General features: G+C 59.7%; 11 protein-coding genes and 1 tRNA gene. 1 reads left to right on the top strand and 11 read right to left on the bottom strand.

Translation table 11 applies throughout. The features are described from left to right. Nucleotides 1-2: 2 nt before the first annotated feature. The 8 genes from pqqD to BLU01_RS15665 form a co-directional block, all read right to left on the bottom strand. Entirely contained in the window at nt 3-278 is a 276-nt protein-coding gene (gene pqqD, locus BLU01_RS15630; RefSeq protein WP_092277216.1) for a pyrroloquinoline quinone biosynthesis peptide chaperone PqqD, read from the bottom strand. Then, entirely contained in the window at nt 275-1027 is a 753-nt protein-coding gene (pqqC, locus tag BLU01_RS15635; protein ID WP_092277219.1) for a pyrroloquinoline-quinone synthase PqqC, read from the bottom strand. Before pqqC ends, pqqD begins: the two co-directional genes overlap by 4 nt. A 128-nt stretch (nt 1028-1155) precedes the next feature. After that, entirely contained in the window at nt 1156-2067 is a 912-nt protein-coding gene (gene pqqB / locus BLU01_RS15640; RefSeq protein ID WP_092277222.1) for a pyrroloquinoline quinone biosynthesis protein PqqB, read from the bottom strand. A gap of 72 nt (nt 2068-2139) precedes the next feature. Further along, a complete protein-coding gene (gene pqqA, locus BLU01_RS15645; protein ID WP_009045898.1) occupies nt 2140-2214 on the bottom strand; it encodes a pyrroloquinoline quinone precursor peptide PqqA in 75 nt (24 codons plus the stop codon). Between the two features lie 157 nt (nt 2215-2371). Then, nucleotides 2372-4807: a pyrroloquinoline quinone biosynthesis protein PqqF gene (gene pqqF / locus BLU01_RS15650; protein ID WP_092277225.1), complete on the bottom strand. Its 2436-nt coding sequence runs from the start codon at nt 4805-4807 to the stop codon at nt 2372-2374. A gap of 48 nt (nt 4808-4855) precedes the next feature. Then, entirely contained in the window at nt 4856-5650 is a 795-nt protein-coding gene (locus BLU01_RS15655) for a carbon-nitrogen hydrolase family protein (RefSeq protein WP_092277228.1), read from the bottom strand. A 12-nt stretch (nt 5651-5662) separates the two neighbouring features. Beyond that, on the bottom strand, nt 5663-7345 hold the full coding sequence (locus tag BLU01_RS15660; RefSeq protein WP_092277231.1) for a flavin monoamine oxidase family protein: 1683 nt from the start codon (nt 7343-7345) through the stop codon (nt 5663-5665). Nucleotides 7346-7744: 399 nt separating this feature from the next. After that, nucleotides 7745-8206, bottom strand: a complete 462-nt coding sequence (locus BLU01_RS15665; protein ID WP_008067391.1) for an Lrp/AsnC family transcriptional regulator — start codon at nt 8204-8206, stop codon at nt 7745-7747. A 183-nt stretch (nt 8207-8389) separates the two neighbouring features. Between BLU01_RS15665 and BLU01_RS15670 the strand changes: the two genes are divergently transcribed. Next, nucleotides 8390-10756, top strand: coding sequence for a glucose/quinate/shikimate family membrane-bound PQQ-dependent dehydrogenase (locus BLU01_RS15670; RefSeq protein ID WP_092277234.1), 2367 nt, complete (start codon nt 8390-8392; stop codon nt 10754-10756). A 154-nt stretch (nt 10757-10910) separates the two neighbouring features. Here the strand turns inward: BLU01_RS15670 and BLU01_RS15675 are convergent, their stop codons facing one another. From BLU01_RS15675 to BLU01_RS15685, 3 genes are all read right to left on the bottom strand, one after another. Beyond that, a complete protein-coding gene (locus BLU01_RS15675) occupies nt 10911-11351 on the bottom strand; it encodes a helix-turn-helix domain-containing protein (protein ID WP_092277237.1) in 441 nt (146 codons plus the stop codon). 4 nt (nt 11352-11355) lie between these two features. After that, entirely contained in the window at nt 11356-11679 is a 324-nt protein-coding gene (locus BLU01_RS15680; protein WP_092277240.1) for a DUF4258 domain-containing protein, read from the bottom strand. Between the two features lie 153 nt (nt 11680-11832). Next, a tRNA-Ile gene (locus BLU01_RS15685) sits at nt 11833-11909 on the bottom strand. Nucleotides 11910-11913: the final 4 nt, after the last annotated feature.

The following is an 11913-nucleotide window of genomic DNA, read 5'->3' on the forward strand; positions in this document are numbered from 1 at the left end:
TGTCAGGCAAGTTCGATCCAGTGCTCAGCACGGGCGACCTCCATGAATTGCTCGATGTCTTCACCGAGCTCGGGCACACCGGGGAATTTAGCCTCCAGTTCGACGATGATCGCCGCGACATCACGTTCGCCGTCGATCAAGCCGCCGATCAACGCGGCGCTTTCATTGAGTTTGATCATGCCTTCCGGGTACAGCAGCACGTGGCCCTTCTGCGCCGGTTCGTATTGGTAGCGGTAACCCTGACGCCAGGTGGGGACTCTGCTGCGATCGAAACTCATAAGATGATTCCTTTATGCCAGACCCGTTGCTCGGTCACGCTGTGATACGGCGGGCGATTGAGCTCATACGCCATGGTCATGGCATCGAGCATGCTCCAAAGAATGTCCAGTTTGAACTGGAGAATTTCCAGCATGCGCTCCTGGCCGGCCCGGGTGGTGTAGTGCTGCAAAGTGATCGCCAGACCGTGCTCGACATCGCGCCGCGCCTGACCCAGGCGAGTGCGGAAATATTCGTAGCCGGTCGGGTCGATCCACGGGTAATGCTGCGGCCAGCTGTCGAGGCGCGATTGGTGGATCTGCGGCGCGAACAGTTCGGTCAACGAGCTGCTGGCGGCTTCCTGCCAACTGGCCCGACGGGCGAAATTGACGTAGGCATCGACAGCGAAACGCACGCCGGGCAGCACCAGTTCCTGCGAGCGCAACTGGTCCGGATCTAGGCCAACCGCCTGGCCGAGGCGCAGCCACGCTTCGATGCCGCCGTCTTCACCGGGCGCGCCGTCATGGTCGAGCAGGCGCTGAATCCACTCGCGGCGGATCTCGCGGTCCGGGCAATTGGCGAGGATCGCCGCGTCCTTCAGGGGGATGTTCACCTGATAGTAGAAGCGGTTCGCCACCCAGCCCTGAATTTGTTCACGCGTCGCCCGACCTTCATACATCGCCACGTGATACGGGTGATAGATGTGGTAATAGGCGCCCTTGGCGCGCAGGGCGGCTTCGAACTCGGTGGGGGACATTGCGGTGTCAGTCATTTCGGTTCTCCGGGTAGGACCGGTGGATTCTTTGGTGTCGGGTCGGACGCTTTCGCGGGCGAGCCTCGCTCCTACAGGTTCTTCGCTATGCCCTGTAGGAGCGAGGCTTGCCCGCGAAGGGCCGTCAGCTACAACACAATACTCATCCCGTCATACGCCACTTCAACCTCACGCCGCGCCAGTTCCGCGCGCTCCGGTGAATCTTCGTCGAGGATCGGGTTGGTGTTGTTGATGTGGATAAGCACTTTGCGCTGCTTGGGCAGTTGTTCGAGCACTTCCAGCATGCCGCCGGGGCCGTTCTGCGCCAAATGGCCCATTTCCCGACCGGTACGGGTGCCGACGCCGCGACGCTGCATTTCGTCGTCATCCCACATCGTGCCGTCCACCAGCAGGCAATCGCTGCCGGCCATGATGTCCAGCAGCGACGCGTCGACTTTGCCCAGCCCCGGCGCGTAAAACAGTTTGCCGCCGGTGCTCAGGTCTTCCACGATCAGGCCGATGTTGTCGCCCGGGTGCGGGTCGAAACGGTGCGGCGAGTAGGGCGGGGCGGCGCTGCGCAAGGGCAGCGGGGTGAAACGCAGGTTCGGGCACGCCGGGACGCTGAAGCTCTGGTCGAGCTCGATGCGGTTCCAGTTCAGCCCGCCGTTCCAATGGGTCAGCATGGTGAACAACGGGAAACCGCTGCTCAGGTCTTCGTGGACCATGTCGGTGCACCAGACCTGATGCGGGCAACCTTCGCGCAGGCTGAGCAGACCGGTGGTGTGGTCGATCTGGCTGTCCATCAGGATGATCGCGCTGATCCCGGTATCGCGCAGCGCACGGCCCGGTTGCATCGGGGCGAAGCTCTGGAGCTGGGCGCGGATGTCCGGCGACGCATTGCACAGCACCCAATTCACGCCGTCATCGGAAATCGCGATGGACGATTGGGTACGCGCCTTGGCGTTCAGGCTGCCGTCGCGAAAACCGGCGCAGTTCACGCAGTTGCAATTCCACTGCGGGAAACCACCGCCGGCGGCGGAACCTAGAATCTGGACAAACATGGCCGCTCCATCATTTGAAAACCGAAAATAAAAACGCCTCGGCAAACCGAGGCGCTGTGACACAGGACAAACTTAGCGGCTTGCGAAGTACATGGTGACTTCAAAGCCGATACGCAGGTCGGTGTAAGCAGGTTTGGACCAGGACATAAAAGTGCTCCTTTCAGGTGGATGGGACAGCTGAGACCTATACATATAGTCCACCTCCAGCCGGAGATGTTCAGATAGTTAGGCGGCTATGTTACTCAAAATTACCGAGCGCTTGCCCGTGAAAGTTTGAGAAAGCTAATTGCAGCGCCCGTAATGATCATTTCGCCACTTGCCAAAGACCGCCGGGGCACGGCGTGTTGGCGATACAGCGCCAACCGGCTGCCGCGTTATTCAGACGCTGGGCGGCGGCGAACAATTCGGCTCGGTCGATGGACAAAATGGTTTCACCAAGTTGCGAGAGGTAATCCGACGAGTGGCCGGCCAGTTTTGCCTGCCAAAGCAGTTCGGCCGCCTGCACGCTCGGCAGCGCATCGATGTCGAATTGATCCGCGAGTGCCTGGCGTTGCGCGAGCCAGGAGTGATCGTCGAGGCCACTGATCAGTTCTGTCAGTCCGCTGAGGAAATGTTCGATGTGCCCGAGCAATTCGCCCACCGCGACCGTCGGCGACTGCACGCCAAACAGCAAACCGGTCTGGCCATTCATCTGGCGCAATCCGCTGAACACCGCGTAACCCAGTTGCAGCTCGACGCGCAGGCGTTGGTAAAACGCGGTTTGGCTCAAATGCGCGAGCAAACGCCAAGCGGCTTCGTCAGTAATTTCCTGAGTGGCTGTAGGGCAAAACAGCAGCAGCGCCGCTTCGCTGGATTGGGTTTCGATGCAATGCCACACGTGCTGCGAATCGAGCGATGGCTGCGCCGTCAGTTGCGCGTCGGCGATCCCCGGAATACGGCTCAGCGCAACGCCCATCGCCGCTTGCGTCTGCGTCGACAAACCGACCGCCAAGCCATCCCAGCGTGCGTTCGACCAGAGTTGTTGCAGATTATCTGAGACATTCGCCGGTTCCAGTCCGCACGCCGGCAGCGCTTTGAGCAGTTGCCGAATCGGCATCAACGCAGGACTGGTCGTTGCGAGGCGTGGGAAATCGGCGTCAGGTTTCGTCAGTAGCGTCAGCGCGTACTCAAGGATTTTCGGCATCGGCTCCTGCAAACCGGTCATCTTCAGCAACCATTGGTTGCCCGACGCGTCGAAAGAAACCTCGACACCCGCCTGACGCGCGTCTTCACGCAGTGGTTGCAGGCTATTTTCGAGACTCGATTGCAGGCCGCTGTCCGCTGCCGGCGCCAACCGCCAGCGCAGATAAATCGCGCCTGCATCGGTATTGCCGGGCAATGCCTGGCTGAATTGCATCGGCGAGCGTTCACGGCGACCGCGCGAGCGATCCTGGGCGAACGTGCGCAAACCACGGTGGGCGCTGGTCTGGCCGCGAATCAGTCCGGCGTTGGCCGGTGCTGAGTCCGAGCGCAGGAACGGGTTCGCAGCGGGCAGATGCCACTGGCCGGTGAAGTTATCCACAGCGCCGATTTGTTGGAGGATGCTCTGGAGCGCTGCAACACCTTGTTCGGATAAACCGCTTTCAAGCTGCTGACTGTCCCGCTGCGCTTGTTGCAAAGCGCTGCTGACTTGTTGCTGGCGCTGCAGCAGGGCCGCGTATTCTTCGCGCAGTTCGCTGCTGTTTTGCTGAGACGCGAAAAACCCCAGCCAATCCATCAGTTGCTCGCGCAGCGCACTTGGCGCACTTGGCGTCGCAGTGCTGATGAACTCGATGTGCAACAAAGCCTGTCCGGCGAATTGATACAGCGGCGCGGCTTTCAGACGGTCAGCCAAGCCTTGTTTTTGCAGTTCGGCGAGCAATCCGCCGGGTTTCGCGCTGTTCAGCCAATGACACAAAAACGCCAATGCCTCGGCAGACGATTCCGGCAACCCGTCGAGGGCGAACAGCAGATCCACTCGACGTTCGCCGACCTGTTGATAACTTTTATCCGCAGCAGCCATCAGCGGTGCTGGCGCCTGTTGCTGGACTTTATCCCCCGGTGCGATAGCCGCGTCGAACGCCTGCGCCATCGCTCGCAACTGTTCAAGACTCTGCGGACCTACCAGACTCAAGGTCATCTGCCCGGTGCGGTAAAACTGCTGATAAAAATCCCTTAAAGCCTGCTGAAACTCAGGCTGCGGCACCGGCAGGCTGTCGCGGTTGCCGGCATGAAAACCGCGCAATGGATGACTCGGCGACAGCGCGTCGAACAGCGAAAGTTGCTGTTGCGCGGTGGCGTCCTGGGACCAAGCGACGAATTCCGCGTGTAAAACCTCCCGTTCCCGCGCCTGATCGTCCAGATTCATACGCGGGTGGGCGAGCATGTCTGACAGACGCTGCAATCCACCGGCAAACGCCTGCAGCGACAACTCGAAAAAGAACTCGGTGGTGCGTTCATTGGTCCGCGCATTCACCTGGCCGCCATGCCGCTGGACGTAGGCCATCAGCGCCTCGTCCGTAGGAAAACGCTCAGTGCCCAGAAACAGCAAATGCTCAAGAAAATGCGCCAACCCGGGCCATGCCAACGGCACGTCATGGCTGCCAGCGGCGACCCGCAAAGCGGCTGCGGCGCGCGTCAAATCGGGCGCGTGACGCAGCGTCACCCGCAGCCCATTGGCCAGGGTTTCAGTGTGAGGGCGGGGATGATTCGGCGCAGGCATGAGCACTTCCAGTACAGAGAAGCGCTAATGCTAGCGGATAACCGGGGCTCAGCGCTTGTTCAGCTCGCCGTAAAGTTCAGGACGGCGATCGATCAAATAGCGATTGGCCGCGCGCGAATCGAGCATCAATTGCCGATCCAGCTCGCCGACGATCAACGCTTCGTCCAACCCGGCCTGGGCGATACGGCTGCCATCCGGCGCGGCGATGCTGCTTTGCCCGCAGTAATGGATGTCGCCCTCGTTGCCACAATAGTTGGCGTAAGCCACATAACACTGGTTTTCGAAGGCGCGCGAGCGGACGGTGACGTCAGCGACGAAGTCGTAAGGAATCATGTTCGCGGTCGGCACCAGAATCAGCTCGGCACCGGCCAACGCCAGGCGTCGGGCGTTTTCCGGGAACTCCATGTCGTAGCAGATCAGGAAGCCGATTTTCCAGCCATTGAGCTCGACCACCGGGAAATCATCGCCGCCAGCGCTGAACATTGAGTGATCGAGGTCGCCGAACAAATGCGTCTTGCGGTAATTGCACACGCGTTCGCCGTGGGCGTCGATCAATTGCACCGAGTTGTAGATCTGGCCGTCCTCGGTGCGCTCGGGATAACCATAAAGGATGGCGATGCCGGCGGTTTTCGCAATGCGCGCAATTTGCTGTGCCGACTCACCGTTGTGCACCTCGGCGAGGACGCTGACGGCATCCACGCCGATGTTGTAGCCGGTCAGGAACATCTCCGGCAACACCAGCAAGTCCGCGCCTCGGGCCTCCAGCGCCAGTTGATGCAGGCGATGCAGATTGCCGGCGACGTCCAGCGGCAACGGTGGACATTGGTAAAGGGCTACGCGCATGTCGGATTCCTCTTACTCGGGCAGGGCGATTGGCCCAATTTCGTTGAACACATCTCCTGGACCCGGGTTCTCGGCGTGAGTTTCACCGCCGAAGTGTTTCATGATGCCCCACACCGCGTTGAGCGAAGTCTGCACCGCGCCTTCGACCCACGCCGGGGTCCACGAAACGTCGTCGCCGGCAATGAAAATCCCGCGCTGCTCGGCGGGCATGTCGTCCTGCATGAAGTGCGCGTACATGCGCTGGTTGTAGCGGTAATGACCGGGCAGGGCGCCTTTGAACGCGCCGAGGAAGTGCGGATCGGATTCCCAGGAAACGGTGATCGGGTCGCCAATGATCCGCGCGGCGATATCGACTTTCGGGTAGATCTTCTTCAACGAGTCCAGCGCCAATCTCACGCGTTTTTCCACCGGGTGCGGCAGCATCTTCAGCGCATCACTCATCCACGAGTACGACAGGCAAATCACGCCGGGCTTATCGTCGCCGTTGTCGAACAGATAAGTGCCACGGGTCAGGCGATCGGTGAGGGTCATGCTCATCAGGTCGCGGCCGGTTTCCGGATCTTTGTCTTTCCAGAATGGGCGGTCGACCATCACGAAGGTTTTTGACGACTGCATGTAACGGGTGCGGTCGAGGGCCATCCACATCTTTTGCGAGAACAGGGTTTCATCGCATTCGATCTGCGTGGTCAGCAACCAGCTCTGGCAAGTAGTCAGTACCGCAGCGTATTCGCGGCTGTCGCCATAGTTGTCGGTGACGGTGAAACGGCCGTTCTCGGCGTGGGCGATTTTCTTCACGCCCGAGCGCGGCGCGCCTCGGTGCAGCGAGCTGAGGCTGGTGCCTTGTGGCCAATGCACGCAGCGTTCCGGCACGTGGCGCCAGATGCCCAGCGGCACTTGCTCGACGCCACCGACGACCAGATGCTGGTGGTCGTCGCAGTTGGTCATCACCACGCGGAAGATTTCCAGCATCGAGTTGGGGAAGTCCGAATCCCAGCCGCCGGTGCCGAAACCGACTTGGCCAAACACTTCTCGGTGATGGAACGACAACTTGGCGAAGGCTTTCGAGGTCGCGACAAAGTCGTAGAACGTGCGGTCATCCCACAACGGCACCAAGGTGTTCCACAGTTCTTTGAGGCGTGGCACGTCACGGTCGCGGATCGCTTGCTGGATCTCTTTGTAGCGCGAGCCGTCCTCCAGCGCGTCCGCCCAGGCGTCAGCCACTTCCTGAAACAGTGCAGGAAGATCCGCCAGGCTTTGGGCGTAATGAGTCTTGCCTTCGAGGTCGATCACCGTGCTGCCCGACGCCGGGGTCAGTGGGTTGGGGAACGGTTTGGTTTCGAGGCCGAGTTTGTCGACGTAGTGATAAAACGCCGTGGAGGACACCGGGAAACGCATGCCGCCGAGCTCGGCAACGATGCCTTCCGCGCCATTGAACGCTTGCGAACGCAGGCGCCCGCCCATTTTCGAGGCCTCGTAGACGACCGGTTTCAGCCCCAGTTTCATCAGCTCATAAGCCGCCACCAGACCGGCGATCCCGCCACCGACAATTGCCACTTCGGCGCCGTGGTTATGCTCGGGAATGCTGCCGAGGCCGGCCGGGTGCTCGATCCAGTCGTCGAACGCGAACGGAAAGTCGGGGCCGAAAATGGTGATCGGTTTCTTACCGTCTGCAGGATGGCGATTGTTCTTGTTCATGGCTGACCTTGCTGGCGACCCGACGCGGAATGCGCGTCTGAGTATAGGAAAAGATGCCAGCCATTCTAGAGAGCGCAGAACACGTTAATAAGACGCAATGTGTCGTCGTTTTGATAATCAGCTGTGCTTTATGACGAGCGATTCCTGCGATCTGTAAGTAAATGGTCTTCAACATCATCGTTTGCGGACAATCCGCTATCGCGAGCAGTCTCACTCCTACAAGGGCTGATCCACATATCCCTGTGGCAGCAGAGCAGGCTCACCTCTACAAGGGCTGATCGCATAACCGTGTGGGAGCCAAGCAGGCTTACTCCACAAGGGCTGATCATATAACCCTGTGGGAGCCGAGCTTGCTCGCGATGAGGCCCGCCCAGACCCTGCAAAACCTCAGAGCCAAAGCTAAACCGGCTGCCCCCGATCAATCTTGCTGCTCAAGATTATCGACGTCGTGGTCTTTTCGACCCCATCCACGCTGCCGATCTGATCCAGCAACTGATCCAGCTGCTCCGGCGAATCAGTGCGCAACCACGCCACATAATCAAATTCGCCACTCACCGCACACAGTTGCTGCACCTGCGCCATCGCGCTCAAACGCCGCAGCACTTCTTTGCCGGATCGCGGTTGCACGGTAATCCCGACATACGCCTGCAGCCCGCCATCGACCACGCGTTGCCCCAGGCGCACGCCGTATCCGGTAATCACCCGCGCTTTTTCCAACCGCGCCAATCGCGACGTGACAGTGGTGCGCGCGATGCCCAGTTGCCGCGCCAGCATGGCGACACTTTCGCGGGCGTTGATTTGCAGGGCGGCGATCAACTGGCGGTCAATTTCGTCTAGCACGGGCGGGCGAGTGTCGGGCAAAGGGGCGGCTCCAGCGGCATGAAAATCAGTGGTCAGCATGTTACAGCCACATCCTGCAGTGCGCTCGCGACGGTTGATCGATCATCTTTTGTACCGTTCAGAACATTTTGCCTGCGACAAATTGTCATAAGTAACTAGGTAGTACATAATTTTGCGCTTGTCACACATTGGAAAACTTTCGAGATGAGTAATTCTGGGGCTGCCGCCGGCAGCAAATGGTTGCTGTTGGGGCTCGGTGTCCTGATCGCGTTGATCGGGCTGGGCCTGGCCGGTGGCGGTGCTTACCTGGCGACGTTGGGCGGCAGTTGGTACTTCCTGCTGATGGGCCTGGCGATGCTCGTTTCCGGGGTGCTGATCGCTCGGCGCCAGCCGCAAGGCGCCTGGCTGTACGGCGTGGCGCTGATCCTGACGGCGATCTGGGCGGTGTGGGACAGCGGTTTGGATTATTGGCCTCTGGTGTCACGGGTACTGACTTTCGCGGTGATCGGCCTGGTCGTTGCGCTGATTTATCCGACGCTGGTTCGCGCTTCCGGCGCCACCGCAGGGCGCGGTGCATATGGTTTGGCGGGCATTCTGGGCATCGGCGTAGTCGCGACGCTGGCCTACATGTTCGTGCCGACCCACGTGGTCAAGAACAGCAGCGAACCTGCGGTGACTCCGGTAAAACCGGGCACCGAGCAAAAGGATTGGGCGCATTGGGGCAACACCACGGCCGGCAACCGCTTTGCAGCGCTGGACCAGATCAACAAAGGCAACATCGACAAATTGCAGGTCGCGTGGACTTTCCAGACCGGCGACATTCCGCAAAGCACCGGCGCTGGCGCTGAAGACCAGAACACGCCGCTGCAAATCGGCGACACGGTCTACACCTGCACCGCGTGCGGCAAAGTCTTCGCGCTCGACGCCGATACCGGCGCCCAGCGCTGGAAATTCGACCCGCAAGGCACCGCGCCAAACTGGCAGCGCTGCCGTGGTCTGGGTTATTCCGAGACGCCGACGCCGACGCCGACCTCGTCGGAAGCTCAACCCACAGCCTGTGCGAAACGTCTGTTTCTGCCGACCGGCGATGCGCGTCTGATCGCGATCAATGCCGACACCGGCAAGCCGTGCGAAGACTTTGGCGACAAAGGCACGGTCGATCTGAAAACCGACATGGGCGAAGTCAAACCCGGTTACTTCCAGCAAACCTCGACGCCGCTGGTGGCGGGCGACGTAGTGATCGTGGGTGGGCGCGTCGCGGACAACTACTCGACCGGCGAACCGCCAGGCGTCGTCCGCGCGTATGACGTGCGCAGCGGTGAACTGGTCTGGGCCTGGGATCCGGGCAATCCGAACATCAGCAAACGCCCGCCGCCCGGTGAGACGTATACCCGAGGCACGCCGAACGTTTGGTCGGCGATGTCCTACGACGCCAAACTCGGCCTCGTTTACTTGCCAACCGGCAACGCGACGCCGGACTTTTTCGGCGGCCAACGTACCGAATTCGACGACAAGTGGAACTCGTCCATCGTCGCCATCGACGTGAAAACCGGTCAGGTGCGCTGGCACTTCCAGACCACTCACCACGACCTCTGGGACTTCGATCTGCCGGCGCAACCGCTGCTTTACGACGTGCCGGACGACAAGGGCGGCACCCAGCCAGCCTTGGCGCAAGTGACCAAGCAGGGCGAAATCTTCCTGCTGAATCGCGAAACCGGTGTGCCGATCGCCAAGGTTGAAGAACGCCCGGTGCCACAGGGCAACGTGCCCGGCGAACGCTATTCGCCAACCCAGCCGTTCTCGGTCGACATGCCGTCCATCGGCAACAAAACCCTGACCGAATCCGACATGTGGGGCGCCACGCCGTTTGACCAATTGATGTGCCGCATCCAGTTCAAAGGCATGCGCCACGAAGGCGTCTACACGCCGCCGGGCCTGGACCGCGCGCTGCAATTCCCGGGCTCGTTGGGCGGGATGAACTGGGGCAGCGTGTCGGTCGATCCGAACACTAACTATATGTTCGTCAACGACATGCGCCTGGGCCTGGCCAACTACATGATCCCGCGCGACAAAATTGCCGCCGGCGCCAGCGGCATCGAAATGGGCGTCGTGCCGCAGGAAGGCACGCCGTTCGGTGCGATGCGCGAACGCTTCCTTTCGGCGGCCGGCATCCCTTGCCAGAAACCACCGTTCGGGACCATGTCGGCCATCGACCTGAAGACCCACAAACTGATGTGGCAAGTCCCGGTCGGCACCGTGCAAGACACCGGCCCGCTGGGTATCCGCATGCATTTGCAGATCCCGATCGGCATGCCGACACTCGGTGCTTCGCTGGCAACGCAGTCCGGGTTGCTGTTCTTCGCCGGGACGCAGGATTTCTACCTGCGTGCGTTCGATACCGGCAACGGCAACGAAATCTGGAAATCGCGTTTGCCAGTGGGCAGTCAGTCCGGGCCAATGACCTACGTTTCGCCGAAGACCGGCAAGCAATACATCCTGCTGACCGTGGGCGGCGCACGCCAGTCGCCGGACCGCGGGGACTACGTGATTGCGTATGCGTTGCCTGAGTAAGGGCTGATACGCAGGGGTGAAAAAGCCGCGCAATTGCGCGGCTTTTTTATGGCTTTCCAGTTCAGGTTTTCAGCCGCCGATCACGTACTTATGCCAACACACGACCATAAAAAAGCCCGGCATTGGCCGGGCGTCAATTCGAAAGCACCAGGCACTACGCGCATGAGCGGTCGTGGTTGTGCCATTCGCCTTCGAATTCCAGGTTCAATTTGTACAGATCATGGTCAAGCTTGTTGATGGTATTGATAGCTGCCATCAAATCCGCTCCGCCAGTTTTTGACTCCAGATAAAGCCCTCGCAAGTAGCGGTCGTTCACCAACGGAATTTTGTCGGTTTTCTCCCAAATCGCAACGGCCTGGCTGGTCAAACCAACAATCTCAGCGAGACTTTCCTGAGACAGTCCAAGCTCTTTCCTCAAAAACCTGAATTCAGCGCCTGTCAGCACCGAAGATTTTGCCGCAATAACCTTGCCGATAACGTCGTGTAAGCCCTTTACATCAGTGATTGCGATGGACTCGCCATAGGCGGTCTCTTTCACCACGAAGCCGTTGCTGAGCCATACATTTGGCAGCCCGCTTTCCACGTAGTGGTACATAATTTCACCCCTTCTTTTTTATCGTGGTCACTATGACAAGGAATGTCCCTTCGTCGTCGACATCGATTGCGCCAACAATCTCGAGTGGTGAGCCTGCTCTGAACCAGGAAATCGTAAATCTCCAATCACCTCCCGGCTGCTGATATGGCCCCTCTCTGATAAGGCCTTTACCCAGACAGTCCATGACATCCGGCATGCTCACACCTCTTTCGATCATCCGTGCCTTGGCATGCGGGGAATAAAAGATGCGTTCCGACACTTGCGAAAGCGCTCGTATGATCTCGAGTGCTTTCTTCTTGGTCAGTGGAAAAGGAAGAAGGAGGCTCATTGGTTTTCTATAGTATTTATAGGTCGAGCCATCCTAGAGTTCAAGGCTGGATTGTCAATTTCATGAGTGTTTCTGCAGATTACTACTCAGCGGCGCCCGGAAAACCCAAACCCCAGACACGAAAAAGCCGCGTAATCACGCGGCTTTTTTGTTTGGTGGGCCCACACGGACTTGAACCGTGGACCAAAGGATTATGAGTCCTCTGCTCTGACCAACTGAGCTATAGGCCCTCAG

This window comes from Pseudomonas prosekii, assembly GCF_900105155.1.
GTDB classification, from domain to species: domain Bacteria; phylum Pseudomonadota; class Gammaproteobacteria; order Pseudomonadales; family Pseudomonadaceae; genus Aquipseudomonas; species Aquipseudomonas prosekii.

Bases quoted from the DNA above. Each gene is read 5' to 3' on its own strand.
- pqqC (WP_092277219.1), bottom strand. From the start codon at position 1,027: ATGACTGACACCGCAATGTCCCCCACCGAGTTCGAAGCCGCCCTGCGC.
- pqqD (WP_092277216.1), bottom strand. From the start codon at position 278: ATGAGTTTCGATCGCAGCAGAGTCCCCACCTGGCGTCAGGGTTACCGC.
- BLU01_RS15675 (WP_092277237.1), bottom strand. From the start codon at position 11,351: ATGTACCACTACGTGGAAAGCGGGCTGCCAAATGTATGGCTCAGCAAC.
- BLU01_RS15680 (WP_092277240.1), bottom strand. From the start codon at position 11,679: ATGAGCCTCCTTCTTCCTTTTCCACTGACCAAGAAGAAAGCACTCGAG.
- BLU01_RS15655 (WP_092277228.1), bottom strand. From the start codon at position 5,650: ATGCGCGTAGCCCTTTACCAATGTCCACCGTTGCCGCTGGACGTCGCC.
- pqqB (WP_092277222.1), bottom strand. From the start codon at position 2,067: ATGTTTGTCCAGATTCTAGGTTCCGCCGCCGGCGGTGGTTTCCCGCAG.
- BLU01_RS15660 (WP_092277231.1), bottom strand. From the start codon at position 7,345: ATGAACAAGAACAATCGCCATCCTGCAGACGGTAAGAAACCGATCACC.
- pqqF (WP_092277225.1), bottom strand. From the start codon at position 4,807: ATGCCTGCGCCGAATCATCCCCGCCCTCACACTGAAACCCTGGCCAAT.
- BLU01_RS15670 (WP_092277234.1), top strand. From the start codon at position 8,390: ATGAGTAATTCTGGGGCTGCCGCCGGCAGCAAATGGTTGCTGTTGGGG.